Below are 26,996 nucleotides of genomic sequence, written 5' to 3' on the forward strand. Positions count from 1 at the left end.
TATACGTTGCGGCCACCATGCTCTGAAGAAGAAGAAGAAATGGTAACAGGGCCACTGCCGATTACCGCTTTGCTTCGTTCCCTGGTTCAAATCACTTACTGCTTTCACGGCTTACTCTCGTTCGCTGGAAAACGGGCACAGAGAGAGCTGTTGTTTCTGATTATGACGGTTCTCCTTGAGGACCGTAATTTCGCTGGTTTCAGATGGGCTGTTCAGAGCTCCCGATATACCAGTTGTGATGTTATAAGACATCTTGGAACGAGGCGATCGGGAAGCACAGCAGGAGGCCGAACCGTTAGCACGAGTACGATTTCTTGCGTTTGCCTTCATGACTCTTGTTAACATGAGGCGAAGAACTACGACTGTACGTCCCATAGGGGTACTGAGGGCTCATGGGACTCATGCAGAATGTGGTCCGCTGGTACAGGCTCAACCACGGCGTCGGGAGGCAGATGGTGGAGGATGGCGCCGAACGCATGACGTGCCCGTACTGTAATGGCGAGACACCGGTTTTCAAATCCATATATAATTCGGCTGGCCTACCGATCTCGTTCAGTGTTTGCCTCTGGTGTGACGGGCTTATCGAATACAGCGGGACATCGTCACAGCCACATACACCATACGCACCCGCACAAGAGAGTGAAACTGAGGAACACCACTCTCAGCCATAGTTTGCTCTCCCTCCTGTAGAACTATGGAGATTGATACCATACTCCATGCATGGGCACGGATGAACCGTATTCGATCGGTTTCCTTGAACGAGACGCAGAGAATCCGGCTGTCGGAACGTTCCCGCCGACCGTGTCATCAACCGAATTTGATGCTGTGACCCGTGGCGATCTCGTCTACTGGGGAGAATGGACAGATCGGGGTTGGCTCGTGGTCACAAGGTACCGATCTACCTACGAGAGCGATTCTCGGTTCACTGAACTGGGCCAATCGATGCTCACCGCTGACGGCACGACGACGTTACCGCCACCTGTCGTGGATCGCATCGAACAGTGGGCAGCAGGAAAGATCCACGTTGTCCGGGACGAGTCGATCCCGATGGTCTGCCTCCTCATGGCAGATGACACGTTCGTTGAGTAGGGAAAGATAGAGAAGGAAATCATCACCGCTCCTCAGAAGGAAGGGTCACACGCAGTTCGTCACCAACCGCATAGAAGTATCCACGCTCAAGCAAGCGTGTGATTGCATAGTCGGCGTCTTCTGGTTCGACGGCCAACTCGTCAGAGTCACAGAGTATGTCTACTGTCTGTGCACGATTGATGGCTGGAACGTGGCACTGGCCGTCACCGGTCTCAGTGTCTGCCATGTGGCTGGAGAGAAGAGTGTAGGCGTCGGTCACCCAGTCGGGAAGTGGGGGACGTGGATCGTCGACCTGTGACATCTCTCAGACCACCGGTTTATCTATCGTTCAATACAGTACTGCTTAACTGTATCCCCGAAAAGGGGTCGCAGTCTACTCGTATTCAGGCGATTATCGAGTAGAGTCAGTCAGCTGATTGATCGTGTCCGGACGGGGTCGAATGATCGTCCGTCCGAAAGCCGGTCATGAGCCGGCGGCCCCGCCGGGAGAGATCCTTGAGGAAGCGCGGGATATTGCCGGGGCCGTCGTGTGGACCAGGCGACCGGTAGCAGACGATCAGTGACCACATGATGGCGACACCGGCCGAGCCGAGCGCCGAGAACCGCATCCCCAGTGTGGCGTACGTGATGGTGTAGATGCTGCCGATGGTCATAGATGGCATGCTCGAGCCGAGCGGGATCTGTGCTGTTTTGTCTCGCAGTGTCGGTGCGAGAAAGACGATCGAGAGCACGCTTCCAGCGAGGAAGACGAAGTCCTGCCACATTATGGCCAAAACAAACTCGGTTACGAGTAAAAACTTCTCGATGCTCCAGCTGTTCCCATCTTGGTACCATACCACGCTGAGAGGGGCCGAGATTTGAACTGGACGAAAGAGTTCTCACTCCCTACGACGGCCCGAAGATCAGAAGGCTGCTGTGGTCCTTTGGCCCTCTCCTGCATGTGGCTGTGTACTGGAATACGTCAACCCTGGTGATTCAGTTTCCTTCATCTACATCCTCGTGGTATGCAGTAGATGTGTCCTCTCGGCGATACGGTGGACGGCACTCGGAAGTGGCGGAGGAGCACGCAGCCAGTTATAGACAAAATCCAGACTTCTACGTGAGAGACACATATGTCCTGATTCGGAAAAGAAGTCAAATACAGATTCGTTGAAGACTCACGCGAGATGCACGACCTCACCGGCTTCCAGCGCGACCTCCTCTACGTCATCGCAGGTGCCGATCAGCCCTCCGGCCAAACCGTCAAGGACGAAGTTGAGCAGTACTACAGCTCCGAGATCAACCACGGCCGCCTCTACCCGAACCTCGACACACTCGTCAACAACGAACTGGTCGAGAAAGGCCAGCTCGACCGGCGGACGAACTACTACGCCATCACCGACGCAGGCGAAGAGCAGATCCAGGAGCGCCGGGAGTGGGAGACCCAGTACGTTGAACTGTGAGGGAGAGACTCGTTTTCGGCTGCTCGGCATAATCTCCGATACCAACTTTTTTCCTCCAATACGAAGGCCGATACTGGCAGAACCGCGTTCGCAGAGTATGCCATCTGAAAGAAATCTTATAAATCATATCAGAATTATTAGCAGGGGAGTACCAGCAAACTAGGACATGAGCGTCGACGGCACCATCGAAATGGGCGATGCCGATCCCTGTGAGGAGGCCGTCGTCTCAGCGCCGACGGCAGAAGGAACGATCGAAACCGGCGTTGACCGGTTCCGGTTCTCTGGCGAACTGACAAACGTGTACCTCGTCGATTGGAACGGCGTCCCCGCGCCAGAATCATCGAGCATATCGGTGGTTCACATCGATTACGGTGTTCCTGCGCGAGCAGACGGCAGCTAAACGACAAGACAGTCGCAGAAACCGTTGCAAGTGGGGGAGTTCAGCAAAAAATTCCAGGGGGACCAGAAATCAGTGGACACTTTGCTAACTCTCAGCAGCCCCGATAGGGGCGGTAACTCACCCAGAGCGTAGCTAGAACTATTGCGAGAATGATGAAAAGGGCGGCTCCCAGAACAAGAAGTACGATAGTTCGCAAGGAGATGGTTGCTTGGGGCCTCTCCGTGCTGGACGTTCCCCGGTCGATCTGGTCTCGCCGAAGTCGCTTCGTGGATTGTCTGGCCATTGTCGGCGTCCTCCTCTGGCGCGCAGGCGATCACTCGTGGAACCCGAACGCCTACTGACGAATTCAACAAGCAGCGTGTTAGTCGTTACCAATAGTCAAAGATGGCGACCATCTCCTGGGGGAACTCCTAGTCGCTTGTCCGCTCCGCACAGGTTCAGGGGAGGGAGTCAGCGGTCGTCGGAAAGCCCAGTCCTAGTTAGTCGGGAAGATTCTGTGTCGCATAGGCGAAGGGCAGTTCCTGGATAGTGCCGTCTGCGATGCAGATATCGAACGGGCTCCGACTACTCGAACCTGTCAGCATCACGGTCCCAGTGGTGATTCCAGGACGGACACGGACATGGCCCAGCAGGTGTTCCAAGTGGTGGAGATCGGCCTGGATCGCCAGAGAAACCGTGGCACCAGTAGAAGTGACCGAGAAGTGACCGAGCCGGGGAGGACAATGGCCTTCTGAGTGGCCTACCAGAGGGCGTTCCAGGGCCACCAGTTGAGAGGCAGTGCAGAACGGACTTCCAACAAGAGCATCGGCCTGTGACGCTAGTCGGCTGTTCGCTGCCGCGAGAGATTCGTTCAGAGATGGACGGCCAACAAGAGTGACGCTGGCAGCGTTACCGGAGGTCGGCGATATCCTCGCGTGAATACGTCGGCCGGTAGCCAGCCAGCCGACCGATGGGTGCGAGAACTTTGAACAGTAATTTCTGGACGATGATCGGGAGGTCAGTTGAGTAGAAGTGGTCAGGATAGGCATCCTGGAATACCGCAAGCGGCAGCAGGTCTGGATTTCCGTGTTCATCCGCCTTGCCCGCCTGTGCGAGCACAAACGCGGTTTCGAGCGCCTCGTCCATATGGATGGCAGGCCGTGCCTCGTAGCAGATGCGCGCCGGCCTGTCGCTTGGATTCCAGTGGCGGTGAGGATGCTTGCCGGAGATCGTAATCTTGTCACCGTCGGTCAGCAGATACTCCTGGTCCCCAGCGACAACTTGTAGCCCACCTGAAATAATCTGAAAGGTCTCCTTGACCTGCGGATTCACGTGCTCATCCGGGATATCCGCTGCCCACCGAGCATAGGGGAGAGCGGTCTCGGCGTGTGGCCAATCCAAGGACGGCTATGCCGTATACTCAACGCGGACGAACTCGCCGTCCGTCTCGTCGGCCCCTTTCACAATATTGAGCGGGTCAACATCAGTCAGGGTTGATATGGTCTCCGTCATAGTGACCTTCGATGCGGCCCGTGCATCACCTAGCCTTGGTGGACGGGCCACTTATACCCATACCATATGGCATCACACCTGCTGCCAGTCCAGTGGCTAGCGGCCCCCTATCAGCCCATTCTAAGGCGGATCGATGCGGGCGAAATCAAGTACTCCGCTCACGAACTCGCCGGTGACGGCGATAGTAGATTGACCGGTGCTGACCCACGTGAGGAAGCAACAGTCGTCACAGACCATGCCGCAGAGGACGCAATCAGGATCGGTATATGTTGCATTCTCAGGAAGTGACAAATTCCAGTGACTCTACCGCGCACAATGGTCTAAGTTTCCGAACTCTTCCGAATCCTACTTTGTCAGGTGGCGGTTCCTGTGATCGGCCTCTCCGCTCGAGGTATAGACTTGACAGGAATCTCCAGATCATACTACTGTAGATGATAATCTCCTATCGGGACTATTTGATAGGTATATATATGTAGTTACCATATGCTCAAATCCCAGAGAAGAAATCGGTAGTAAATCCATAGTGAGAGCGTATCGGCGTGTTTGCAGCGAAAGCACGGAAAACTGACCGATAACCGAGTCACACAGAGATTGTTTCGAATAACTGCCACATATATTCTGTTGGATACATTCAGCATGATCGACATCATATCAGTTATCGCGTGGATCGCGGCCGATCGTGTTGCGGTCCTCGGGCTTGGCGGTCTCACGGTTTTTGGTGCCCTTTTAGAGGTCTGGAATCGGTTCAAGCAGGGTGAGGCGGGTCCTGCCACATCATCTCCTTGCCGAATAGAGAGTGTCTCTGATCGGGAGCGGATTCACAGGCTGCTTCAGGAGAACGAAGGGCTGATGAAACAATCCGAGATCGTTGACGCAGTCGACTGGTCGAAAGCCAAGGTCAGTCGTCTATTGTCGGACCTGGAAGAAAACGGAGAGATAACGAAGATCGCTATAGGTCGGGAGAATCTCATCTCCCTTCCCGGTCACGAACCTCCTGCAGCCATATCGTAGGACCGGGATTCGGGCCGGTCTTGCTTCTTTCTGTGCACCATCTTGCTAGCGGCCTACTCACTCGATTCTTGGGGATTTCGTTCTCCGACCGCATCTGGACTGAGATCCTCGAGGAGTTGAATGGTCACAAATGAGTCACTGCTGGAGTGAGGCTGGTATTCCCCGGAGCAGAACTTGCATTGCGTCACGTCGTCCGGTAGCTGGGAGAGGTGCTGTTCAGTGACCTCACGGGCACGAGGAAGACCGTGGCAGTCGGGCGAGGTATGATAGTGGGTGCGTCTGGCAGCGACGTACACCGGTTCGTCGTCGGTCACGAGAGGTCACCCTCTTGATCCACTGCGCTTCCGTCCTGGAGTTCCCGGTAGGTCGTACAGGTAGGACAGCCGTGAACTTCACCATCGATGCCGAATACCCGGATGAAGTCCCGGGTAACGAACTCGCCACATGCACCGCATTCAGGCATATAGGGACCATACTCCGTTCACTACGTCCCAGTCTCCCTGGGCAACTTGTTCATATCCGATCCCTTGTCGGCTGCAAGGCTGAGAAGGACGAAGATCAAGCGCGATGAAAGCTGTACGTGACATGCGGACTGCTCTTCTCCTCCTCGTCTTCCCAGTATCATCATATAGTATTTCTGGATAATACTCGTGATCCGGAGGACAGTTGCGGCTGACGATCTCCTAGCGCTCACCGACAATTGCGACAGTTATCCGGTGAAGTTCTTTCGAGTCAGTGTAGGCGTATCGAATACGGCGATCGCAATCGTGGCGAAGCCAAACGCGAGTACACCGGCAGCACCGACGGGGCTTGCGACCAGTTCCTCGAGCACTGGCCCATCTGCGGCCGCATACACCACGACAAGCCCAGCTGACCCGTTGAACACGCCGTGGAGAATTGCCGCGGCAAGCACGGATTGTGCCCGGATGACGATGTAGGTATAGAGCGGTGAGAAGGAGAGGCATGCGATCGTCATGGCAATTACACCGATATAGGGGAACGACGGGTAGTTGTATCCGGCAACGATCACGGGTGTATGCCAGAGGCCCCAGAGCGAACCGATCGCGAATGACGCCTTCCAGAAGCCCCAGGGTGCAAGTTCCCACAGGAGATAGCCGCGCCAGCCGAACTCTTCGCCAAACGCAAAGACTGCGTTGACCGTGGATCCGAGGACGAGCGCAATCCCAATCGTGACCACCACGCCGAGGAGGCCGGGGGGTAGTTCAGCGCCTGGAATCGGATCGGCAGTCGGATCGAAGGCTATCCCGGGGACGGCGACTGCGAACACAAGAGTCAGCCCGATAAGGGGCAGTGCCACCACGGCGGCCGCGGCAAGCCAGCGGAGGCGGCCACGTCGAAGTCCAACATCTGCCAGTGGGATACCCTGGGACAGGCAGACGGCGAGGCCAGCGACCATCGGCGAGAACATGTAGGCCGGTGCAAGCGTGATCGGACTCACGTTTGCACTGGCTGCGATGAGAACAAGCGCCGCGGCAGCAACCAGCAGAATACCGACAAAGAGCCCGAGTCGGCCGTGATCAGGATCAGTCATCGAAACCACCCTGAAATGCATCGCCATATCTGGACGGTTCACCCGCTTCACGGGTGGTCCAACAGGAATGCTGGCAACTCAGTCCTATCATATCGAATTGCTATACAATACGGATATATAATATTACTTGGCAGCTTCTTCTGACAACAGCCACCGATAGAGGAGTTCTGAGTAAATGTTGGGTGATTTCTCCTTCCGTTCAGTTCCGTGTGATCAGTCGTGCTTGGCATCTCCCCAACTATGTCGGGCATACAGCTTTGTCCTCTAGTGAGATGAAGTAGGATGCGGTTGCTCCAGATCCGGTATCTGGCTGTCCCGCGCACGGCTGGCCGCTACGTAGCGGTCACTCGTGGACATCATCTTCACCACAGTCACGGTTCTGCTCCCAGTGATCCGTCCGTTATCGCTTGTCCACTGGTTATTCGCCGGTAATACCACTTTACTATGGCCGTTCTTTTCCTTGATTTTCTGCCCTGCATGTGCCTGCGTCTCAGTCTGTCTTTATACGTCATGGTGTGGGAGTAGCTGGGGATGTCCACGAGTCAACAGCTGACCGCAATCCCGGCCGATCTTACATCACCACAGGCGAAACTCGTCTACTTGTCCCTCCTCGTGATCGAGGACGCGACAGCGACCGACCTCCAAGAACTTCTCGGACTGTCCAAGCTCACACTGTTCGCCGTGCTCGAGTCGCTCGTTGCGAAGGATCTCGTTCAGCGGACGGAGGATGGCTATGCCAGCCAGTAACGGTTCAACGTCTCCGGCCGTCCCGACCGAGACAGCGACCGATCTCCGGGTTGACTGTTACGTGCGGTCGTCTGTTCCGGGGCTGACTGCCGAAACGATCACCACGATCGTCAACCGGCTCCAGCAGCTCTGCGACCACGGGCACATTAGCACCTATCAACTCCACCCATGGCCGCCGGAACAGCATGCAGTCATCGAGACGGACGAGACACGTGAACCGGCGCGACATGAGCTCGTGGCCGAGTTCGAACGCTGGGCCGACCAGCACGGTGTGACGCTCGAGCCAGCGTTCCGGCGACAGGAGGTTCCCTCGTCACCACTCGGCATCAGCGCCGACGAACCGCGCGAACGTATACGGGTGCCGCTTGTGGCGCTGGCGCTGTACGAGGACGATTCCGCTGCGGCAGATCAGGAGAGTGCATCCCTCCAAGGGGTTGTCCCCTATACGGAACAGTCACCGACAGGTACCGCGCAGACATACACCGTCGATGAGTGGCTTACTGCAGTCAGTACAAACACAGGCGAGATCGTCACGTACAATTCTGATTCCCATGATGATCACCAGCCGCTGCTGGAGCGACAACAATGAATGTCGAACAGAGAGAGCGGCCACCTGAACTGGAACAGCCGTCTCGCCAACCACTCGCAGGCCGGACGTGTCTCGTCACCGGCGGCTCATGTGGCATTGGGCATGGTATCGCCCGTGAGCTGGGTCGGCACGGTGCGACTGTCATCGTCAACTATCGGTCGTCGGAGGCTGCTGCCCATGAGGTTGCTGACGTGATCACGGAAGCCGATACCGAGGGGACGGCCCATCCGATTCAGGCCGATGTCACGAACCGTGACGAAGTTGACGCGATGCGTGAGGCGGTCCAGGACTCGTTTGGGCCGATCAACGTCCTCGTGAACAACGCCGGGATCACAGCCGATTGTACACTCGGCAACATGAGTCACGAAGACTGGCACCGTGTCATCGATGTCTCCCTCCACGGGTCGTTCAATTGCACCAAGGCGTTCTACGATGATTTCCAAACCGTCGACGACGGACGGGTGATCAGCATCTCGAGCGTGATCGGGAAGCAAGGGAACGTCGGCCAAGCGAACTACGCAGCGGCGAAAAGTGGACTATTCGGCTTTACCCGGTCGCTTGCACTCGAGCTGGCAGATACGGGCACAACGGCGAACTGTATCGCACCCGGCTTCACATTGACGGAGATGGTGGAGGCGATTCCAGACGAGATCCAGAATGATCTCCGTGCGGATATTCCGCTCGAGCGGTTCGCCGACGTGAGTGAGATTGCAGGGCTTGTTCGCTACCTTGCCAGTGAGGAAGCGGGCTACATCACCGGTGAGATCATCGACATCAACGGCGGACTTGATCTGTAAGCTCTCAATGTGACGTCGAGAAGTCGTCGAAGAGCAAGCGTGTCGTCACTAGCGGACTGTCTACCTTGCAGATACCGTCGCTGGGTCAAGCAATTCCCCTTCATTTCGATAGTCTTCGTAGAGGCCCTCGGCCCAGGACAGAACGGCTGGGACCTCTACGACTAACAATCCCCGAACGACCCGTTCTTCGTCTCGGTCTTCACCTAACCAAATCGCCACTGAGTCATCAAAGAGATGCATGTTAAGCGGGACCCCCCCATCACAGGTCCAGATGCTGTCTCGCTCTGCGCGGGCCCGCAATAGCGGCAGTTGCTCTGACTCTGCAGGGAGGGTCTCAATCCAGTCCGCGTCGATTACGAGTTCGGTATCCAACTGCCGCTCATTGACCTGGTCATGAATAAGCGTCACATATCGAGGCAGTGTGACCTCGACAAGTGAGCGGACCTCGTCCGTACTGCGAATCTTCTCGGCCACGTGATCGTATGGCCGGGAGGGGGTCGGCGTTTTCGGCGTTATGAGATCGGCGGTGCGGAAATGGCGGTAATCGAGCGAGTGAACCGGTGCTGGGAGCCATTCGATAGCGTCACCGAGATGCTGGATTCCCTCGACAGTCTGCAGATAGGTGCGGAACTCAGCGGTCATGATCTCCCCTTCCTCCGTGAGTTCGTATTGACTTCCCTCGGAGGTGATCCACCCGCGTGATTCCCCTTTGTCGAGGATTCGTGCGACGGTTGACCGTGAGGCACCGGTTTGCTCTGTGAGGTCGCGGCTCGTCGTCGACCCGGCGGTGAGTGCTTCAAACACGTGCACGCTGTTCGCTGAATCTGCGAAGAACTGGATCGCGTCCAGTGCCGAGTCCATGTTTGTTGGGAGCGCGTGACAATGACTGGCCATGTCGTACGCTACGTCCGAGCAGTCGCAAATACCTTTGCAGGGGGCGGGAAGATTAGCAGGGCCTCAGAAACTTCCCATCAAGTAGGGCTATGCATCACGCAACGGTATGTGTTACCAACCCACAGGGGGTGAGAATGAATAATCGAATACGATGAATACCGAATTGAAGGACAGTCGAGAAACAATTATCAGGAATGCCTAACGGAAGCATCCGACAAGCGGTCAAAAGAATGAGAAATGTAACCCGACGTACGGTGGAAAGAATGAGTGGCAGCCGTGTGAGTGTATAGCAATGACCAACGAACCGAATTCAGACCGTGTCTTGCGCCGAACGCTATTGAAAGCGGGGGCGGTCATAGGGGGTGCACTCGGAATGCTCCCATCTGCAACGGCTAGTGGCAGCGAGAATGAGACACAGACTGACGAAACGACCACAAGCGATCCTGCTCAATCCCAACGGGGATACGTGATTGCTGTCGACGGGATAACCGACAGGGACCGATATATGAACGAATATTTCTCTGTTGCTGCAGAGACAACTGCCGCACATGACGGCGAGGCGCTCGTGATCTCGTTTGATCCGACTGTGCTTGCCGGCGAATGGGGTCATGACCTGACGATCGTCTTGGAATTCCCGTCCGTTCAAGCAGCGAGGGAGTGGTATGCCGATGATGCCTTGCAAGAAGTTCGGCCGATTCGCCGCGAGACTACCGCCTACTCCAATAAGATCGTCACCTCTCAGTACTCCCCTGAAGCACAGGCATAAGGAATTCCACCATCTTCTTTCCTTGGGAAATTGGAAGTACCCGCTCCCCGTGGTTTCAAAAAGAACAACAGTGCGCTATATACATATGCGAACTTACCACAGCGCTATGAGTCGATCACGGAACTGATCCCATCGTGACACCGTCGATTGTTGAGCAGATGGTTCTGCAGAGTTCTGGGCAGGTAGTTCGTGTCGGTGGAGGGCAACGTCCTGTCGGTCATCACTGTATGTGAGCATACATCGCGCAGTCTCGAGTTGCTCTAAATCCCCCGTCGGTGGCAAGAGGGTTCGTTCCGCCAACGACTCGCTGGAATCGGCATCAGCACTGGGAGTGATGAGGATGGTATTAGCCGAATCAAGCCCCGTTGCGTGGACGACAGCCTCAACGAACCGGCGTTCGTCCGCTGGGTCGTCAAGACCATCAAGTTCGTCAATCAGTCTTTGAGCGCAAGTACGAGCGTCGTTGGGATGCTGGCTTACCTGTCCAGCGCCATTACCCGCCACCAGTGGCTTCCGTGTCATGTCTCTCGTAGTGACGGGCAACAGCAGTGGCAATAAACCCCAACCCACTCCCGGGCAGTATTCCGCTTGTACTGAGTGGTATGTGCACCTCCTATACTGAGCAGCAACCGTATGTACGATCTCATCGAGGACTAATCTCCTCGTTGAGCGTCTGCTTGCAGTCTGTTGGGAGGACAAGCATGGGCGATTCGGACCAGTTGCCCGTGACGATGTGGACGCGGTGGCAGTCGGCGCGGTCGCCCGCTGCGGCAGTCAGTTCGGCGTTCCTCCATTCGCTGGCGGGTGTTTTTGCCCGGACCTCCCACCGCTGTGCGTTAGGATTGTCGTGCCATTCGTTGAGCACAATCTGTGGTCGTTCCTCGGACGAGCCGGGAGTGAGCTGATATGTCGAGGCGAGGACGGTCGTTCCCTCCTGGATGACTTCGACTTTCACGTCGACCGGTTCGTCGCTACTGTTTGCGAGTATGACCCGTCCAAGCTGCTGTGTTCGCAGTCCTAGTTCTGCCTGGATGGTGCTACATCCTGCTAGGGATGAGAGAGCAGCGACACCACCGAGTCGGAGAAAGGTCCGTCGACGAAGAGAGTCAGCCATAGTAAAAGGGAGATTCTGTGTTCGATTAGCCTGGGTCAGGCAGGAGTAGTGTCGTGTGGCGTGATTACCCCGTGGAGGTATCGGCGGCCGACGAGTGTCGCGATAACCACGACCAACATGAGACCGAGCGCCAAGGGGAATGGTTGGCTTCCGACCAGCCAGTTGCCGGCCGGTGTCTGGTAGAGGATGGTTGCCGGGGCGGCACCGCCGAGGGCGACGGCTGCCAGCCCGGTCAGGCCCTGGATGATATACTGGTCTGGGTCAACGTACAGGTAGACGCCGATGAGGACTGGCAGGCTTCCAAGCATGAGGCCCAGCAGTTCACCGGTCAGGGGATCAACGTACAGGATCCAGTATAGCGCGATGAAGGCACCGATGACAATACTGAGATCGAATTTTTGATCGTCAGTTAGTGCAGATACCATACCTGTCGGTACCTTTCCGGGATATTTAGTCTCTCTCTTGGCTGAAAGAGCCATTGTAGTCTCCCGGTGTCAGAGGAATACTGCAGTTTGTTCGATCGAGATCGCGATGACTATTCAGCGAGTGTTGGATGTAGTGTGATGGCCGCGTTGCAGCAGGACCGGGACGTATCGATCAAGGAGGCCAACGGTTCAAGAAGGTGTGGGATCGTCGGTGACGGTTAGCTGTGGAGATCTTGGTCTGTGCAGTGGTCGAGACAGAGGTCGACAAGCTCTGGCGGATCGCGGAACACGAGTTGTTCGGAGCGGTCATCGTATTCGACGAGGCACATCTCTTCCAGCAGAGGGAGATGGTTGTGGTAGAGTTGGATTTCGAAGTTCTCGATCCGTTTGTCCTGGATCTCGGTAGGTGGACAGTCTTGTTTCCATGCGGCAACGTGCTTGGCGGTCTCGGTGAGTGATGCCTGTTCTTCGTCTTGCAGGTAGTAGAGGACGTACCGTCGGTGGGTATCGGCAAGTGCGGTCAGGATTTCGTTGAACCGTTCCTGCTGGCCCCCATCACTGATTGACATGTTGTTATCGGTTATGTTCGTCTTATTACTGTTGTTGTCCGTCATTGGTTGGTCTCCTGTGTAACTCTATCTCTTCTACCGACGGTGATATGGCACGGTAGTTTCCGTGAATTGCTCTGATCCATATCGCCACGTACTGTAGCCCCGGCTAAATATGTTATTTTGAATATATTCTACGGCTTGTGGATGGTGAGTATTCGCCGATCATATTCTGCGGTCGCCCCAGGAATCACTGATGGACTTATGTGAAGAATGACTGATTATCGGGAACAGGGGGTCGACTATGTTCCGTCGGAGGATTCGGTCTTGTTCTCGTCCGGAGGAATGGGATCACTGTAGAATGTCACTGGCCGTGTCCGGCGTTGTTTCGTGATCTCGGTCCGTTCGATCTCTACATTTGATTCATGGACTTCATCGGAAATATCTGACAAGTCGCAATTATCCTTGGCCAGTACGTCGACATGGATGTTCGCTTTCCCGCCCAGCATCTCACGGATTTCGAACACGCCGTCAATCTCGAGAAGGTTTTCGACAACCTCGGTCCGGTCAGTGGGGGCTGCCGTCACCACAAAGATGGCTTGGATGGGGAACTCAGTATATTTGTAGTTGATCTGGGGCTGGTATCCAGCAAGAACATCGGTCTCTTCGAGTTGGTCGATGCGGTTGCGGATCGTGCTGGGGGAGACATCAAGCTGTTCGGCCATGTCTATTGCAGTGGTATTTCTGGCGTCCTGTTGAAGAAGGTGGAGTACTCCTCGATCGACATCATCCAAGTTACTACCCATATGCTATAGTCAACCGACATCTCCATATGTAGGTGTGGAGAGGCTATCGTATCTAGAGAGCTATTCTGGCACTTATTATGATCACTGCCTAACAATACACAGTTTCACGGTTCTCGCCCGAAATATACCTTCGCGTCCAGAACGGGGACAGTATCGCCAGTTCATGAGGATACGTTGTATCTTTGGAAGAGTGTGCGTCTTCTGCGGACTGCACCAGAAACTGGCGCAGTCTTTGAATGGACGCTGAAATCATTGGGCGTGGCACTCGCACCAGCAGTGTCTACTGTCGATATTACTGCCCGTGCTCCGGTCTACTCAACCGGTTTCGTATCGCGGGCCTTGTTGAAACCCTCAATCGGTGATAGGTTTCAGCCGTCGTGCTGAATAGAGAGCGCGAATGTCGCGCGAGATCGGGGCCGATTTGCGAAAGTGGTGATCGCTCAGTACAGGGAAGATAGCGACCGTGGATCTATCAAGTAAAGTTGGGTGTCATTCATTACCACTCATGGCGTAGAATACATGATCAATGCTGATGCAAATCCAAGAAACTCAGGAAGTCGCGTGTCCGAAATGCGGAGAGAACAATAGCGTACCAGTCCCAGAACAGGACGTGGAGCTGAAAGTTAGCCCGTATGTCGCCGCGTTCGGTGAGCATACGAAACTCGAATGTTCAAACCAACATTCCTTCTGGGTCTACTACTGCTAGCCAGACTCTCTTTCTACCGATCACTCAGTTCGCGCTCTACGCTCACCGCGATTTTCACATCCCGATCTCTGGAAGAACCGGAGTGCCCCCTGCTAAAAGTCTATGAGGGGATGCAGAAGGTTTTCCTTCAGACAGGAGTTACCTGTCTCCTATGACCGATCCTGCTCCATCCGGTCCAGGGAGGGACACCTACGATATCTCCACGGTTGATCTCACCGACGATCGCTACGAGGTCAAGCAGTCCGCAATCCGGAACAAGTATGCTGTCCGTGATAGTGCCGGCACTGTCGTCCTGCAAGGGAAACAGAAGATGTTCAAAATGAAAGAAGAGTTTCCGTTCGTGACCGGCGACGGCGAAGACGCGTTCACCGTGAAGGCCGGCGGCATCATGGACGTTGCAGGAAACTACACCATCACGGACGCGGGCACCGACCAGGAGGTTGTCGTGCTCGACGAGGATCTCTCCCTGTTCGTGGAGAACTGGACAATTCGTGACCCCGAGACAGGATCGATACTGGCGACCATTCAATCGAAGAGCAAGCTTCTCTCGGCACTCCGACACCTCGTGTCGGCTGCGAACCTCATTCCCAACAAGTACGAGATATTCGACGCTGATGGCGATCATGTTGGCGACATCGAGGGGAAGGTCTCGTTGCGGGATGCCTACACGGTCAGCATTGATGACGCCAGCGACGTTCCGAAAGAGGCGGTGATCGCCTCTGCGTGCATCCTTGACGCCCTTGAGAACCAGTGAGCACCCCCAGTGCTCACGGAACCCCACGTTCAGTAAAAGGGGAAGTAGGGCAACGGAACGATCACCGATCTTTGCGGAAGATAGCGGAAACTGCGTACTGAATAAAGAGGTTTATCCATCAGCACGGTCGCTCACGAACGAGTCGTTAGGTAGATTGCTGACGTATCAATCATCAACCTGATTGCAGTTGGGAGGTTACTGGGTATCTCTTCCTCCAATCGAAGGCTGTCAAGAACCGCTATAAGCATCTTCCACAGATTGGGGTAGCACGGTACCGGAAACTCACAGCTTCTTCTACTCAATACCTCTCAGAGAGATTCAGCCGTTAGAATCGGGACTGTTTCTTCTGGTTTCGGTTCATAGCTCGAAATTGAGAATAGCGACAGTGAGAATAGCTAAGTGAGACTCCGGACAGTACTCGGGGGCGGAAAAGGAGGGGAGGCCAATAACACGCTATACTGACAAGCAACTCCGTACCCTGTTACGTGAGTTTGCCGACAAGACGGAAAACGCCCCAACAGTGACCGACGTGAAAGACGCCGATGAGATGCCGACACCGGGAACATACCGACGTCGGTTTGGCAGTTGGAACGATGCCCTCCGGGCGGCAGGAATAGAGCCGTGCACGAATCCGTCAAAGGAGGAACTCCGCACTACCCTCCAAGACTTTGCTGACTCACTCGGGGAGACACCAACCGCGGCTGACGCTCGAGACGCTGATGAGGTTCCATCTCCCGTCACGTATCGACGACAGTTTGAGAGTTGGAATAATGCGCTCAAAGCGGCTGGACTTCCTCCAAATCTCTCTCAGGCCGCCCGCAACCTCTCGGACGACGACCTCCTTGAATTGTTATACGGGTTTGGGGAGACCGTTGGTCATCCCCCCACCTCGAACGAAGTACGGGACGCTGATCAGATGCCGTCTCCACAGACCTATCACAATCGATTCGGCCGGTGGCACACCGCCATCCAGAAGGCGGGTTTTCACTCAAGCGCAGCGGAAGAGGCACCTACTTGGGAATCCACCAGCGATGACCGTACACGGGGAGAGCAGACCGACACGGAGGAACCCGTCGTTCAGGTCGTCTCTCACTCAGAGAAATACACAGCCCAGCACCTTCCAACGGGAACTACTGTGAATGCCAAATCGGAAATAGAGGCCTTGAGAGCGTTAGCTGACGCGCTCGATAACGAGTAACTGATAGGGCGCACTGAGTCGCTTCCCAGTACAGCGCCGGAGTGCGGTCACAACTACTGCACTTCTTTCAGCATCAGAACTGCTCAGTGGTTGACCCTCCCTCTGAGTCCCATATATACTGTAGACGCAAATCAGGAATTATGAGGGAAGGCCGATATCACCCTCGCACGACTAAATCCGGTGTTCCACAGGGTTGTCGGAGGCCGTAAATACACCTGTCAAAGTGCTCCTTGCTCTTCTAGATACCTTTCTGCGTTATCACAAGACGACGGTATATTAGACCACCAACGCTTTTTGGTGAGAGCAGAGGAATTCTACACGCATGGTCTCTGAGCCATCCTCCTCCACCGTTGAAACATCGGACGCCGACCGCGGATCCAGTACCCTGATCAACGCGGTGATCGGGGCGGCCGCCGGCGTCATCCTCTCATTTGTTCCCCTGTCAACGCTACTCGGTGGGGCGCTCGCCGCCTACCTCGAGGGCGGAACGGCCAACGATGGTGTCCGGGTCGGTGCCATCGCCGGCGTCATCATGCTCATCCCGATGCTGTTCATGGGCATGTTCGGCATGATGTTCTTCCTCGGCTTCGGGATTGGCGGTGTACCGCGAATGTTTCTCTTCATGCTCCTCCCACTGCTGGTGTTCGGCAGTCTGTATACCGTGGGATTGAGCGCGGTCGGCGGCTACCTCGGTATCTACCTCAAGCACGAACTCTAACACAGTGGACCTCCGCTGTAGTGCCCGGCGATTGTCTGTATCGGCGGAGCGGTGGCGTTCCTAGAGAAGGAGGCTACAGGCTTTTCGTTTAGATGAATTCTCCGAGTTATACCGTGATACGGTTGTACTCGGTCTATTTTCAGTTCCACCGTGGTTGGATTGCCTATATGTGTATCCGGGTACTCTTCTGCTTGTAGAGGGAGTAAACACACCACCTCTACGAAGTCACACGCTCCCTCCCTATCACCGTCATCAATCCAATGTCCACGACAAATCCGCCGGATCTCGGCACATGTCCGTTCTGCCAGGCCGAGATCATGCCTCTCAACGTGATCCTCGAGTACGAGACCGATCTGGGACCGGCCGTATACGCTGAGTGTCCTGAGTGTCGTGACGTTGTGAATCCGGAGTGATCCCCGTCTCATGGTCCTTGGCGGAGTTGACCGGTTGCTCGGCCTACTGAATGAGAAGGATACTGTGTACGAGTGCCGGCGCTGTGGCACCTCTGTCGACAGGGATACCGATCCCTGTCCTGCATGCGGTGCAGAAGCGATCGTCCAACACCGGATGACCTGACCGATGGACGAAGGGCACGCTCAGATCCTGGAAATAGTCGCGGAGAAGCCGGGAACCACTGCTGAGAAGATCACAGAGCTGGCAGCCGATCGTGACATCACCGACACGGATACTCCGGATGCTCTCTCGGAGGCGGTCAGCAACGGCGATCTCGTTTGATTTGATGACCGGTACTGGGTGATGCGGACAGGTAAGTTCCGGTTCCGCCGGTACGATCATCCGGAAATCTGGTTTCCAGGGCTGGTCCCTTCGTCGTCTTAGCAGGTCATGGTCCCTATCCAAGTAGGGGATGGAGGAAAGTCGACTGTCGATTGTAGAAGCGGTATGAATGCGGCAGAAGACACAAATCGAATTGTGGCCGTCTGTACTACCTGTCGATCACCATACGCCGCTCGGCGCTGGCCAAATAGCGAAATACGGTTGATTGGAACGGGAGATCGGTGTCCGTGCGGCGGCACTGAATTTCGGCCACTTCGGCGACCAGTATCGGTCAAGTAGATCATGGACCATCGACCGATCTCTCTGGGAGATAGCAGAAACTGTGTGCTGAATACAGAGGATTGGGGCAGTACACCTCCCCCTTTATCTCAACTTGATAACGGAAGAATCAGCTACTCCGTAGAACTGCTATCGAATATTGGCGGAGAAATAACCTTCAACGAAAATTGGCTGATTACAATTCGATAATTGTGTATGTGATATGATACCTTCCCTTTATTACCCTATAGGGATATTCACGGATAATGGATTCGCAGGATGACGAACTCATCCGGATTCTTACGGATAGTACTAACCGAGCGATTTTGACCGTTCTCACGGAAGCCTCTCACGAGCTTTCCGTGACTGAGATTGCTCAACAGCTCGCTTCAGAGAACGAGAAAGGTCTCGACCAGATGGTCATCTCGCTCCATCACAACTACCTGCCTCGACTTGCCGACGTAGGACTGATCGAGTATGACCGCGATACAAACGTCGTCACTGAGGGGAATAACTCACTAGATGATGCCAGTTGGATGGACACAGATGTACTCAACGAACTGGTCTCACGGTTTCGGACGGAACACGGAACAGACGAAAGTACTGTTGGACGACTCGAAGGCCGTGAAGAGGTGTACGACTACTGCCGAAAGTTAGCCGATAGAGCAGAGGATGAACTGTTTCTGATTTATGCTTCCGACGAACTGCTTACTGAGGAGTGTCTCCCACATGCAGAGAGCGCCATTGAGCGGGAAGTTGAGTTCCACGCTGGGGCGAAAAGCCAGGAGGTACGGAGGTTCTTTCGGGAGTGTCTGCCTGAGGCAACGATCTGGGACCCGCAAATGGATTGGATGTACGAACAGGCGAACTACCCTAAGGTGAGCCGACTGATTGTCGCTGATCGGAACAAGGTCGTTATCGGTCTCTGGGATGAAGATAGGGATGGAACGAAAACGGAAATTGCAATGGTCGGTGACGGAACGACCAATCCCTTGGTGGTTCTTGTCCGTGAACTACTCGGCCCCCGATTAGATCATCTCGATTACCAGAGTGACGATTTCCTCGAAGGTCTCCCGTTTGAACCATAACCACCAGATCTACAGTGGGGGAAATCAATACCGTCATCACCTATCCTGAACAACCGGACTAGCCTTCGAGCGGCCAATATCCTGTGCAACATTCGTGCTGTGTAGTGCACAACAATGATGCAGAAAACTGCCGTGAGATAATCGGATATCATCGGCGAAATTAAGGGGCACCGATCCTGTGTTGGTCGACTGAATGAATGGGATGGTATAATCCGAGCACATCGTCGGTGTCTGTGAGCGCTGTGGAGCAGCGTATGCTGCACAAAGTGCTATCGGCGGGCCAAGTTTGTCCAATTGGAAAGGGACAGCTGCTCCCTCCAGGGAACATTGCTATGTAGTCACTTCAGACCCGGTCTTAGAGTAAAGAGAGGAGGGACTCTGTTCGCAAGAGTCACTCATCAGGAAAACCGAAGTCTGTCCCCCCGCATTCGGGACAGGAATCCCAGTTCCGTGGCTGCGGATCAGTAGCACTCGACGCCCGCAGAACGAAGCCACAGCCCCCACACTCACTATATTCTATTCCCATATTCGTATATCATCAACTGGCCTCTAACAGCCTTCTCTCGAAGTAATTTGGCAGTCAGTGGATGCGGAACCAGTACTCGGTACTGAGAAGACGAGCGAGTCGTGCAGTATCGGAAGTTCAGTGGTTCGGCAGTGAGAGTTGGAACTCTTTCTCCTCATTTCGGGGACGACCGTCTGGAGGGACACTGGCTTAATCCGCAGTGGAAAAGGGGATATTGTGCTCGTCCCTGACATCGGGAGTGCTGGTGCGGTCAACCTGTGGGCAGTTGGCGACCAGTGGTGGCGTTTGGTCCGGGGGGAGAGTCGCTGACTCAGTCGCGGGTGGGTGCCTATTCTCTGGCCGGGTCCTGTGGGAGTCCGGCCATTCTTCCCTTTTCCCCGCATCCCAATATCTCCTCTACCATATCACTCCGGTACTCCGGCCAGCATGGTCCACACGGACCGCTTCCGCAGGAGGAGGATCATCGCACTAGGGCAACTGAGCAGGTATCAGGAATGGCATCAGTCAGAGTACTGCCCTACATCCTTATTCGTGCTGGCCCCACAAGGGTAACAGGGTTCTCTTGAGGGTTCAGAATCGCTTTGCCTCCCAGAGGAGGCGGTTCCTAACTCGGCGAATCTCCGACCGTGGATTCATGCTACTCCCATCCAAAAGAAGGATTATAGATACCAATGATTGACCGCCAAGATATCGATTTGTCTGATGAGCAGCAATTCAACGACGCACTCACCGAACTGCTCCAAGCAGCCTATGAAAGTAATATCGACCTCGTTGGCTCTTGGTCAAGCCGCAATGGATCATCATATCCGGATTGGGATGTCACGATAACGGAGGCGCAAAAGCCACCGGACATCAATCGAGGAGAATAGAAGCAGGGTATCCATTGCTGTTCTGGGTGACGGGAAACACCCTTTCTCCGAGTCTGTGGTGTTCTCTTCTACTGGACGTGAACCGTGAAAGGTGTGTCTGTCGTGACCAAAATACTCAAATACTCTCCTTGGGGCGGGGACTAGGAGAGCCCCCAAGACCGGATCGGATGGTAGATCGGCACTGCACAGTCCATGCTGCACCGGCACTGCTCCTACCGTGTACCGATTCGTTTGGCCTATGCGGGTGGGCCTTCGTTAGTGAGTGGGCCTTGCCTCGACTGTCTGTACTGCTGGTGGATCCGTTGGCTGGTGTCTGGCGGAGATCGTGCGCTGGACGCCCTTGCGTAAGTGATTCAGCGCTTCGTGGTGGTGATCCTTCCGTCGATGGCAGCCGACCGGTGTCACTCCGTGGTTTTCATACGCAGCGAACGCATCAGCCGGTACCTTTCCTGTCTGCTGGAGATAGTGGCGGAGTTCAACGAACAGGGCGTGCAGGTGGAGGAACTCGTCTTTCCGCATAGTACTCCCAGTGGACACCATCGTAGCCAGTAAGCCAACTACCCCATTACACCGGTATCAGCGTAGGGACTGACACAAAACGGATTTATTCTGTGGTCTGCGTGTCGAACGCGGCGGTGAGGAGTTTCTGGAGGCCAACCTGGAGATGTTGATGAAAGGTCGACGGTGAAATGTTGAGGGTGTCTGCAAGGTCATCTCCGGTCGTCTGTCGTGGCCGCTCGAAGTACCCTGCAAAGAGGGCTGTACGAAGTACTTCGCGCTGTTTCTCTGTGAGTCGGTCACTGAGATCCTGCCGAAACTCGCGGGCCGTCGTTCCAGCACGCTCTCGTGTCCGTTTGGCGACCACCTCCGAATCCGGGAACGTCGTTTGAAACGTCTCGACGACGGTCCGGACGTCCGCGGTCTGTGGGAGTTCGACAGTAACGGTCCCTACACCGTCTCTCGCGGTCGCCGCCGTCACTGTTCCACCACACTCGGCAAACGTTTCGACCACGGTTGGCCCGGCGAAGACGAACTCCAGAAGGGGCTCGTCATCACGGTCGGTAACAACCCGTGCGTGGTCGATATCCGGATCCTGATCCGCGTGGTCGAAGACCGCCTCTATCGAGCTGCCCGTTGCCGCAACGTAGACAAGATACGAACCGTTTGACTGTGCAATGACGTCCTCGAGGGTGAACGAGACGTCGACCTCCTCGGTCACGCTGAAGAAAAAATGATCTGGCTCACGGACGCGGACCTCGAGTTCGACGATTTCATCGGTGATGAGGGCCTCCTTGCGCTCCAGTGCCGTGATAGCGAATCCGATCCAGCGCCCGCACGCGGCAAGCAAGGACTGGTACTGGTCGGTGAAGGCATCTTCCTGCGCAGCAGATACGACGAGGACGCCGTAACACGTGTCTTGGAACATGATCGGGATCGCCATCGCCGACCCCATCCCTTGATCGCGTAGGTATTCGGCGACCGGCTCGTCGTCCGTGGCTTGGAGAACTGCTGGGTCACCGGTTTCGACCGCACGCAGTGGAGCCGTCACTGCGTCCCGCTCAGCACCAGCGTCAGTCATCGCAGTGACGGCCTCCTCTGTGATCCCTTCCCACGCCGTCGGGGTGATGTGCTGGCCGGTGACCGGCCGGTTACCGATCCAGGCTGCCTCATAGAGGGGAGCGGTTGCGATCCGATCGCAGACAGACTGCTCGATCTCCTCCCGTGTTGATGCCGCTATGAGCGCTTGCCACACCTCGTCCACAAGCTGAGTGAACTGGAGTACGTCGTCGACCATCTGCTGCTGTTGACGGTGCTCGAGTTCGGCTTTCACCCACCGCCCCACCACGGCATGGAATTGTCGCTCGCTGTTCGAGACCGGATCTGGCCGCGGCTGGGCAGGGACGAAAAAGAGGAGTCGGTCACTCGCGCCATCGACCTCCACGTAGGTGCCAAGCGAAGCCTGTACTCCGAACTCCTCGATAACGGTCACACCACGACTACCGTTCTCGGTCAACGGCAACTCTGCGACAGTCCCACTTTCGATGGCAGCCCGGCACGCGGTGTCCGTGAGGGGAAGCATGTTGCCGGGCGTGAAATAGTCGTGGTCACCGCTTGCATATTCAACCTCGAATCGCCCGGTCTCCGGATCAGCACGCGCCATCACACCATGCGCGTACCCAAATCGGTCACAGCCGACCCGGAAGAAATCACGGATAGTCTCCTCGATCGACCGATCCGGTCGGCTACTGATTCGGGCAAACTCGCGGAGGAAGTCCTCGTGCTCGTCGCACTCGAGGAGCGTCTCGCTGATTTCGAGCAGTCGTTCCAGCATCCGCTCGACAGGGAGATCATGGTCACTGGGATAAGCACCAGGCTGATCTGCTTCCTGCAGCGATGGCATATAATAGACGTTCTGGTTGACCGTCTGTTCGTATACGATATGTGGATGTGTTCTGAGAACGTCGTGGATGACCTCGTCGGGGAACCGGTCGTGGTGGTATTGGCAGAGCCCAGTCGCGGCTGTATCATGGATCAGTTCGTTCACATCCGTCTCGTACTCCATAACATCTGCAACCGCAGTGTCATCCTCGGCGAGCCACGTCATCTCAGCGGCTACACGCAACCCCTCGTGGTCCGCCACGGCATCCTCGATCGCCTCAGCGTAAAACGCACGCATGGCATCCGGGTCGAATCCACCGCTGCCCTGATACGTCTCTGCGACCGACCGGATAACTAATTGCTCATCATCAAGTGCGCTGTCGACAGCAATCCCGGCAGTCCGTAAGACGTCAAGGACGGCAGTACGTCCAGTCCCGTCAGTGATATACAGACACTGCTCACCACGCTCAAGGCCCTGCTCAATAAAGGGAACGACAGCCGCGAACTGTTGTTCACGGGTCTCGTAGATCAACGCGAGATGTCCGTTCCCCCCGTGATCGTCGAGCGGCATGGCCGGGCCCCGGAACTGAGGACGCGACCGTAACGCATCAACGCTGCTCTCCCAGTCGCCTCCCTGGTGATGGTCAGCACTCTCCTGCATATGCGATTGCTTTCCGTAAAGAAGCACCGGTCACCCCTAAAGGTACGCCCTGTAACATCCATACGACCAGTCAGACGTCCACCACGTTACGTGGCCGTCGCTTACGGAACTACTGGAATGAGAGTGGCTCCCTTGGCCTTGGTGCTTTGCTCATCCGGCTTTCTGAACCACCAACTGACCGGTATCACGGATCTGGACTGCATACTGGTGATCGGGCTGTTCCAGACTGATCGTCACAGCCGCCATGTTGGTAGTGCCGGTCGCAAGACGGTCGAGTGCATCTGGATCGATATGGTCGTATAACGTGATTCCGGCCTCGTCCGGCAGATCCATGGGATCCATATCTTCGATGACAGCGATCGCCTGGATAATAGCGATGCTGGGCGGTCGGTCATCATCAAACGTCCATTCGATCCGGGATGGGGTGTCCTCTTCGGAGGAGGGGTTGGAGCGATCGGTCATCAGTCTAGCGTGTAGAGAATCGCGGCTATAACCTCACTAGGTGTTTATTCCGGTAGTCTGCGTTCCCTGCTGCCGATTCAACGCCGAGCCGACCTCACCAGAATCGTATAGCTGTTCCCTTCCCGTGAGGACACGATGGGGATCTAATACCGGATCAAACGGGTCGTGTATTAATATCCCTAGACTCCACTTCGTCAGATCGCAGTTGGGAGATCTCGTCTCCCCTTACTTCCTGCTGGTTTCGCCAGTATTCAGGGGACTATCTGTCCCAGACTAGCTGACTGACCGACCGTGGCAGACGATTATTGAGAAGGGGCCGCAGTATACAACCGTTCTAACCGTCCGGGGATGCCGGAGAGTATAACGAAGCGGGAGGCACACCGGGGGGAATCCAGCCATTCGGACGCAGCAACCACCACGGGGCGTACCAAGAATGGTCTCACTGTAGCGGCCAGTCCCCCCTCTCTAGTAGCGCTTTCAGTACCACTGGGAAAGATGCCAGGGAGTATCCGATGCACCCCATAGGTAAATTTTCTAACTCGAAATCATTATGTTACTGGGTTGTGACGTTGGTGCGTGTAATGGCGCAGCATGCTTCCACGGGGAGAGCGATTGCGGCCGCTGCAGAGGGGGTGGAGAAAACATACTATCTCGGCGAACCGGTACACGCGCTCGATGGGGTGTCCGTCTCATTGCCGACCGAGTCGTTTACCGCGGTGATGGGACCGAGCGGGTCCGGGAAGAGCACCCTCATGAACCTGTTCGGGTGCCTGGATACACCCGACGAGGGAACGATCACCATCGGGGGCGAACTCGCCGACGATCTTTCTGACACGGACCGAGCACGGCTCCGGGGGACGGAAATCGGGTTCGTGTTCCAGACGTTCAACCTGATGCCACGGCTGACTGCCGCGGAAAACGTGACCCTGCCAATGGTGTTCCACGACACGGGGCACGAGGACCGCCACGAGCGTGCCCATCGTCTCCTGGATCGCGTCGGACTGGGCGACCGCCTTGATCACAAGCCGACTGAACTCTCCGGCGGCCAACGCCAACGGGTGGCGATCGCCCGTGCCCTGGCGAACGAGCCAACGATCATTCTGGCGGACGAACCGACCGGCAATCTCGATACAGAGACCGGCGAGCAGATCATGGAACTGTTCAGCGATCTCAACGATGCTGGGACGACGATCCTGATGGTGACGCATGAACGGCACGTCGCCGAAGCTGCTGACCGTATCGTCCATCTGCTGGACGGACAGATCGAGACAGTTGAACAACTCGTGGAACCACCTGATGAGAGCGGGACAGCACCGTCAGAAGACGGAGGTGAGGAGCAATGAACATCCGGGAGAGCCTTCGCATCAGCTGGCGGGCGATCAGGTCGCATAAACTCCGGTCGACGTTAACCACGCTTGGTGTGATCATCGGTATCGCTGCCGTGATCACGTTCATGGTCCTTGGATCCGGGTTCTCCCAGAGTATCGTCGGCGAGATCGAAGCCGATCAGGATCCGGTGATGACGGTCCAGACCCAGACCAGTCCAGAGGCGGGAGTCGGTATCCAAATAGTCGATACACCGATTTACACTGAGAGCGATATTGCAGCGATCGAAGAGCTTGATGGTGTTGCGTTTGTTGCGCCTCAGGGATCAGTCGATGTGGTCCAAGTAGCGTCCGGCGACGAACAGGTGACTGGTGTCGTTGACGCTCAGGCAACGACTCCGGAACGGTTCAAGTACATGAACTTCACCGAGGGAGAACCGTTCTCGGGGGAGAACGAAGTGGTCGTGAACGAGCAGGCCAGCCGACTGTTCGAGGAGAATATTTCCGCCGGTGACGACCTCAGGGTCGCGTTCGAAGGTGGCAACACGACAAACGTCACTGTTGCTGGCGTCGTTGAGAATGAACTCGGCCCACAGACACCGCCACAGGTCTTCTTTTCCGCCGACTCCTACTACACGACAACCGTTGAGACGCCCGATGGGGACCAAGAGCGTGCATACCCGATGCTCCAAGTCGGGGCCGAAAGTATCGGTGAGATTGATACGGCCCAACCAGCAGTGGAACGCTACCTCGAGGACGAGTCGGACGCAACTGCCTTGAAACAGGCCGACCACGAAATCCAGGTCCAGACGATACAGGACGCAATCGAGCAGTTCACCAGCATCGTCGACCAGTTGACGGCGTTCATCGGTGCGGTCGCAGCGATCGCATTGGTGGTCGGCTCGATCGGGATTGCCAACATCATGATCGTGAGCGTGACCGAACGAACCCGCGAAATCGGGATCATGAAAGCCGTCGGCGCCAGAAAACGGGACATCATGCAACTGTTTCTGGTCGAAGCAGTCATCCTGGGGGTCGTCGGTGCCATCGTCGGCGTCCTTGCCGGCCTCGGATTCGGCTATCTCGGTGTCACGTTCCTCGACTGGCCGATGACGTACCCGCTCACCTGGATTGCCATCGCGATCATCGTCGGTGTCAGCGTCGGCGTCATCTCAGGCCTGTATCCGGCGTGGCGCGGTGCACGCGTGGATCCAATCGAAGCGCTACGTCACGAGTAATCGACTGCCCACTTCCGTTCCAGGGTCCACCTATGACCTGTTCACTTCAGTCTGATCACCGACGGTACACATGATGCCAGTGAAAACGTGGTACGGATCATTGATCGCGGTGGAAGGAAGGGATGGGGGGAGAGGGCAGGACAGCATGCCTCTGACATCCAGTGGGGGAAAGGGGATGTTGGAAGGGGGAGTGGTACGCCCTGCCCTACTGCTATCGATGAAAGTGATAGGGATAATACTACTTCCAATATCCTTTGGTATTGCGAAAAATCGGCGGTCATTGACCGCCAGCGGAGCCCCCCATCCCAACTGGAGGACCGGTGATCGGTCCGGTCAGCGACCGACCAC

General features: G+C 55.8%; 28 protein-coding genes. 16 read left to right on the forward strand and 12 right to left on the reverse strand.

The window, feature by feature from the left end:
• Positions 1-720 precede the first annotated feature (720 nt).
• Positions 721-1,089: a hypothetical protein gene (locus NDO75_RS18080; RefSeq protein ID WP_310908012.1), complete on the forward strand. Its 369-nt coding sequence runs from the start codon at positions 721-723 to the stop codon at positions 1,087-1,089.
• A gap of 22 nt (positions 1,090-1,111) precedes the next feature.
• Here the strand turns inward: NDO75_RS18080 and NDO75_RS18085 are convergent, their stop codons facing one another.
• Positions 1,112-1,390 (reverse strand): hypothetical protein, encoded by a 279-nt coding sequence (locus NDO75_RS18085; protein WP_310908013.1) that lies wholly within the window; start codon positions 1,388-1,390, stop codon positions 1,112-1,114.
• Positions 1,391-1,493: 103 nt separating this feature from the next.
• Complete coding sequence (locus tag NDO75_RS18090) at positions 1,494-1,853, reverse strand: hypothetical protein (protein WP_310908014.1); 360 nt, start codon at positions 1,851-1,853, stop codon at positions 1,494-1,496.
• A 402-nt stretch (positions 1,854-2,255) separates the two neighbouring features.
• On the opposite strand from NDO75_RS18090, the gene NDO75_RS18095 reads away from it, so the two are divergent.
• Together NDO75_RS18095 and NDO75_RS18100 are read left to right on the forward strand one after the other, a co-directional pair.
• Positions 2,256-2,531 (forward strand): PadR family transcriptional regulator, encoded by a 276-nt coding sequence (locus NDO75_RS18095; protein ID WP_310908015.1) that lies wholly within the window; start codon positions 2,256-2,258, stop codon positions 2,529-2,531.
• Positions 2,532-2,697: 166 nt separating this feature from the next.
• Entirely contained in the window at positions 2,698-2,931 is a 234-nt protein-coding gene (locus tag NDO75_RS18100; protein ID WP_310908016.1) for a hypothetical protein, read from the forward strand.
• Between the two features lie 888 nt (positions 2,932-3,819).
• Here NDO75_RS18100 and NDO75_RS18105 read toward each other — a convergent pair.
• The gene (locus NDO75_RS18105) at positions 3,820-4,242 is read right to left on the reverse strand and encodes a cupin domain-containing protein (RefSeq protein WP_310908017.1); all 423 of its coding nucleotides are present in this window, start codon (positions 4,240-4,242) and stop codon (positions 3,820-3,822) included.
• 816 nt (positions 4,243-5,058) lie between these two features.
• On the opposite strand from NDO75_RS18105, the gene NDO75_RS18110 reads away from it, so the two are divergent.
• Positions 5,059-5,433, forward strand: a complete 375-nt coding sequence (locus NDO75_RS18110; protein WP_310908018.1) for a helix-turn-helix domain-containing protein — start codon at positions 5,059-5,061, stop codon at positions 5,431-5,433.
• A 310-nt stretch (positions 5,434-5,743) separates the two neighbouring features.
• Here NDO75_RS18110 and NDO75_RS18115 read toward each other — a convergent pair whose 3' ends face one another.
• Both NDO75_RS18115 and NDO75_RS18120 read right to left on the reverse strand, forming a co-directional pair.
• Positions 5,744-5,896, reverse strand: a complete 153-nt coding sequence (locus NDO75_RS18115; protein WP_310908019.1) for a hypothetical protein — start codon at positions 5,894-5,896, stop codon at positions 5,744-5,746.
• A 246-nt stretch (positions 5,897-6,142) separates the two neighbouring features.
• Complete coding sequence (locus NDO75_RS18120) at positions 6,143-6,985, reverse strand: CPBP family intramembrane glutamic endopeptidase (RefSeq protein ID WP_310908020.1); 843 nt, start codon at positions 6,983-6,985, stop codon at positions 6,143-6,145.
• Positions 6,986-7,516: 531 nt separating this feature from the next.
• On the opposite strand from NDO75_RS18120, the gene NDO75_RS18125 reads away from it, so the two are divergent.
• The 3 genes from NDO75_RS18125 to fabG are packed head-to-tail and all read left to right on the forward strand — an operon-like array spanning position 7,517 to position 9,118.
• On the forward strand, positions 7,517-7,732 hold the full coding sequence (locus NDO75_RS18125; RefSeq protein ID WP_310908021.1) for a helix-turn-helix domain-containing protein: 216 nt from the start codon (positions 7,517-7,519) through the stop codon (positions 7,730-7,732).
• Positions 7,719-8,321, forward strand: a complete 603-nt coding sequence (locus tag NDO75_RS18130; protein WP_310908022.1) for an HTH domain-containing protein — start codon at positions 7,719-7,721, stop codon at positions 8,319-8,321. The genes NDO75_RS18125 and NDO75_RS18130 overlap by 14 nt, the downstream gene beginning before the upstream one ends.
• A complete protein-coding gene (fabG, locus tag NDO75_RS18135) occupies positions 8,318-9,118 on the forward strand; it encodes a 3-oxoacyl-ACP reductase FabG (RefSeq protein ID WP_310908023.1) in 801 nt (266 codons plus the stop codon). Before NDO75_RS18130 ends, fabG begins: the two co-directional genes overlap by 4 nt.
• A gap of 60 nt (positions 9,119-9,178) precedes the next feature.
• Here fabG and NDO75_RS18140 read toward each other — a convergent pair whose 3' ends face one another.
• On the reverse strand, positions 9,179-10,012 hold the full coding sequence (locus NDO75_RS18140) for a transcriptional regulator (protein WP_310908024.1): 834 nt from the start codon (positions 10,010-10,012) through the stop codon (positions 9,179-9,181).
• 292 nt (positions 10,013-10,304) lie between these two features.
• Here NDO75_RS18140 and NDO75_RS18145 point away from each other — a divergent pair, with 292 nt between their 5' ends.
• Positions 10,305-10,778 carry a DUF1330 domain-containing protein gene (locus NDO75_RS18145; RefSeq protein WP_310908025.1) on the forward strand — a complete coding sequence of 158 codons (474 nt, stop codon included), beginning with the start codon at positions 10,305-10,307 and terminating at the stop codon, positions 10,776-10,778.
• 643 nt (positions 10,779-11,421) lie between these two features.
• Here the strand turns inward: NDO75_RS18145 and NDO75_RS18150 are convergent.
• The 4 genes from NDO75_RS18150 to NDO75_RS18165 form a co-directional block, all read right to left on the reverse strand.
• The gene (locus NDO75_RS18150; RefSeq protein ID WP_310908026.1) at positions 11,422-11,892 is read right to left on the reverse strand and encodes a hypothetical protein; all 471 of its coding nucleotides are present in this window, start codon (positions 11,890-11,892) and stop codon (positions 11,422-11,424) included.
• Positions 11,893-11,927: 35 nt separating this feature from the next.
• Positions 11,928-12,371: a hypothetical protein gene (locus NDO75_RS18155; RefSeq protein ID WP_310908027.1), complete on the reverse strand. Its 444-nt coding sequence runs from the start codon at positions 12,369-12,371 to the stop codon at positions 11,928-11,930.
• Between the two features lie 164 nt (positions 12,372-12,535).
• On the reverse strand, positions 12,536-12,931 hold the full coding sequence (locus NDO75_RS18160) for a hypothetical protein (RefSeq protein ID WP_310908028.1): 396 nt from the start codon (positions 12,929-12,931) through the stop codon (positions 12,536-12,538).
• 236 nt (positions 12,932-13,167) lie between these two features.
• Positions 13,168-13,671 (reverse strand): Lrp/AsnC family transcriptional regulator, encoded by a 504-nt coding sequence (locus NDO75_RS18165; protein ID WP_310908029.1) that lies wholly within the window; start codon positions 13,669-13,671, stop codon positions 13,168-13,170.
• Between the two features lie 857 nt (positions 13,672-14,528).
• On the opposite strand from NDO75_RS18165, the gene NDO75_RS18170 reads away from it, so the two are divergent.
• From NDO75_RS18170 to NDO75_RS18195, 6 genes are all read left to right on the forward strand, one after another.
• A complete protein-coding gene (locus tag NDO75_RS18170; protein WP_310908030.1) occupies positions 14,529-15,131 on the forward strand; it encodes a hypothetical protein in 603 nt (200 codons plus the stop codon).
• Between the two features lie 445 nt (positions 15,132-15,576).
• Positions 15,577-16,329, forward strand: a complete 753-nt coding sequence (locus NDO75_RS18175; protein ID WP_310908079.1) for a hypothetical protein — start codon at positions 15,577-15,579, stop codon at positions 16,327-16,329.
• A gap of 322 nt (positions 16,330-16,651) precedes the next feature.
• Positions 16,652-17,047 (forward strand): DUF5518 domain-containing protein, encoded by a 396-nt coding sequence (locus NDO75_RS18180; protein ID WP_310908031.1) that lies wholly within the window; start codon positions 16,652-16,654, stop codon positions 17,045-17,047.
• Between the two features lie 579 nt (positions 17,048-17,626).
• Complete coding sequence (locus NDO75_RS18185) at positions 17,627-17,782, forward strand: hypothetical protein (RefSeq protein ID WP_310908032.1); 156 nt, start codon at positions 17,627-17,629, stop codon at positions 17,780-17,782.
• A gap of 584 nt (positions 17,783-18,366) precedes the next feature.
• Positions 18,367-19,188 carry an ArsR family transcriptional regulator gene (locus tag NDO75_RS18190; protein ID WP_310908033.1) on the forward strand — a complete coding sequence of 274 codons (822 nt, stop codon included), beginning with the start codon at positions 18,367-18,369 and terminating at the stop codon, positions 19,186-19,188.
• A gap of 1,197 nt (positions 19,189-20,385) precedes the next feature.
• Positions 20,386-20,583 (forward strand): hypothetical protein, encoded by a 198-nt coding sequence (locus tag NDO75_RS18195; RefSeq protein ID WP_310908034.1) that lies wholly within the window; start codon positions 20,386-20,388, stop codon positions 20,581-20,583.
• A 604-nt stretch (positions 20,584-21,187) separates the two neighbouring features.
• Here the strand turns inward: NDO75_RS18195 and NDO75_RS18200 are convergent.
• Positions 21,188-23,533 (reverse strand): MEDS domain-containing protein, encoded by a 2,346-nt coding sequence (locus NDO75_RS18200; RefSeq protein ID WP_310908035.1) that lies wholly within the window; start codon positions 23,531-23,533, stop codon positions 21,188-21,190.
• 240 nt (positions 23,534-23,773) lie between these two features.
• The gene (locus tag NDO75_RS18205; RefSeq protein WP_310908036.1) at positions 23,774-24,085 is read right to left on the reverse strand and encodes a HalOD1 output domain-containing protein; all 312 of its coding nucleotides are present in this window, start codon (positions 24,083-24,085) and stop codon (positions 23,774-23,776) included.
• A 581-nt stretch (positions 24,086-24,666) separates the two neighbouring features.
• Here NDO75_RS18205 and NDO75_RS18210 point away from each other — a divergent pair.
• Positions 24,667-25,428, forward strand: coding sequence for an ABC transporter ATP-binding protein (locus tag NDO75_RS18210; RefSeq protein ID WP_310908037.1), 762 nt, complete (start codon positions 24,667-24,669; stop codon positions 25,426-25,428).
• Complete coding sequence (locus NDO75_RS18215; protein WP_310908038.1) at positions 25,425-26,648, forward strand: FtsX-like permease family protein; 1,224 nt, start codon at positions 25,425-25,427, stop codon at positions 26,646-26,648. Before NDO75_RS18210 ends, NDO75_RS18215 begins: the two co-directional genes overlap by 4 nt.
• Positions 26,649-26,996 lie beyond the last annotated feature (348 nt).

The organism is Natrinema sp. 1APR25-10V2, assembly GCF_031626495.1.
In the GTDB taxonomy this organism is placed as follows: domain Archaea; phylum Halobacteriota; class Halobacteria; order Halobacteriales; family Natrialbaceae; genus Natrinema.

Coding starts and splice junctions, on each gene's coding strand:
- NDO75_RS18200 (WP_310908035.1), bottom strand. CDS start 23,533: ATGCCGCTCGACGATCACGGGGGGAACGGACATCTCGCGTTGATCTAC.
- NDO75_RS18130 (WP_310908022.1), top strand. CDS start 7,719: ATGCCAGCCAGTAACGGTTCAACGTCTCCGGCCGTCCCGACCGAGACA.
- NDO75_RS18210 (WP_310908037.1), top strand. CDS start 24,667: ATGGCGCAGCATGCTTCCACGGGGAGAGCGATTGCGGCCGCTGCAGAG.
- NDO75_RS18165 (WP_310908029.1), bottom strand. CDS start 13,671: ATGGGTAGTAACTTGGATGATGTCGATCGAGGAGTACTCCACCTTCTT.
- NDO75_RS18155 (WP_310908027.1), bottom strand. CDS start 12,371: ATGGCTCTTTCAGCCAAGAGAGAGACTAAATATCCCGGAAAGGTACCG.
- fabG (WP_310908023.1), top strand. CDS start 8,318: ATGAATGTCGAACAGAGAGAGCGGCCACCTGAACTGGAACAGCCGTCT.
- NDO75_RS18090 (WP_310908014.1), bottom strand. CDS start 1,853: ATGTGGCAGGACTTCGTCTTCCTCGCTGGAAGCGTGCTCTCGATCGTC.
- NDO75_RS18095 (WP_310908015.1), top strand. CDS start 2,256: ATGCACGACCTCACCGGCTTCCAGCGCGACCTCCTCTACGTCATCGCA.
- NDO75_RS18185 (WP_310908032.1), top strand. CDS start 17,627: ATGGACGAAGGGCACGCTCAGATCCTGGAAATAGTCGCGGAGAAGCCG.
- NDO75_RS18215 (WP_310908038.1), top strand. CDS start 25,425: ATGAACATCCGGGAGAGCCTTCGCATCAGCTGGCGGGCGATCAGGTCG.
- NDO75_RS18100 (WP_310908016.1), top strand. CDS start 2,698: ATGAGCGTCGACGGCACCATCGAAATGGGCGATGCCGATCCCTGTGAG.
- NDO75_RS18170 (WP_310908030.1), top strand. CDS start 14,529: ATGACCGATCCTGCTCCATCCGGTCCAGGGAGGGACACCTACGATATC.
- NDO75_RS18205 (WP_310908036.1), bottom strand. CDS start 24,085: ATGACCGATCGCTCCAACCCCTCCTCCGAAGAGGACACCCCATCCCGG.
- NDO75_RS18140 (WP_310908024.1), bottom strand. CDS start 10,012: ATGGCCAGTCATTGTCACGCGCTCCCAACAAACATGGACTCGGCACTG.
- NDO75_RS18085 (WP_310908013.1), bottom strand. CDS start 1,390: ATGTCACAGGTCGACGATCCACGTCCCCCACTTCCCGACTGGGTGACC.
- NDO75_RS18125 (WP_310908021.1), top strand. CDS start 7,517: ATGTCCACGAGTCAACAGCTGACCGCAATCCCGGCCGATCTTACATCA.
- NDO75_RS18190 (WP_310908033.1), top strand. CDS start 18,367: ATGGATTCGCAGGATGACGAACTCATCCGGATTCTTACGGATAGTACT.
- NDO75_RS18115 (WP_310908019.1), bottom strand. CDS start 5,896: ATGCCTGAATGCGGTGCATGTGGCGAGTTCGTTACCCGGGACTTCATC.
- NDO75_RS18150 (WP_310908026.1), bottom strand. CDS start 11,892: ATGGCTGACTCTCTTCGTCGACGGACCTTTCTCCGACTCGGTGGTGTC.
- NDO75_RS18160 (WP_310908028.1), bottom strand. CDS start 12,931: ATGACGGACAACAACAGTAATAAGACGAACATAACCGATAACAACATG.
- NDO75_RS18120 (WP_310908020.1), bottom strand. CDS start 6,985: ATGACTGATCCTGATCACGGCCGACTCGGGCTCTTTGTCGGTATTCTG.
- NDO75_RS18180 (WP_310908031.1), top strand. CDS start 16,652: ATGGTCTCTGAGCCATCCTCCTCCACCGTTGAAACATCGGACGCCGAC.
- NDO75_RS18080 (WP_310908012.1), top strand. CDS start 721: ATGGGCACGGATGAACCGTATTCGATCGGTTTCCTTGAACGAGACGCA.
- NDO75_RS18145 (WP_310908025.1), top strand. CDS start 10,305: ATGACCAACGAACCGAATTCAGACCGTGTCTTGCGCCGAACGCTATTG.
- NDO75_RS18195 (WP_310908034.1), top strand. CDS start 20,386: ATGATTGACCGCCAAGATATCGATTTGTCTGATGAGCAGCAATTCAAC.
- NDO75_RS18110 (WP_310908018.1), top strand. CDS start 5,059: ATGATCGACATCATATCAGTTATCGCGTGGATCGCGGCCGATCGTGTT.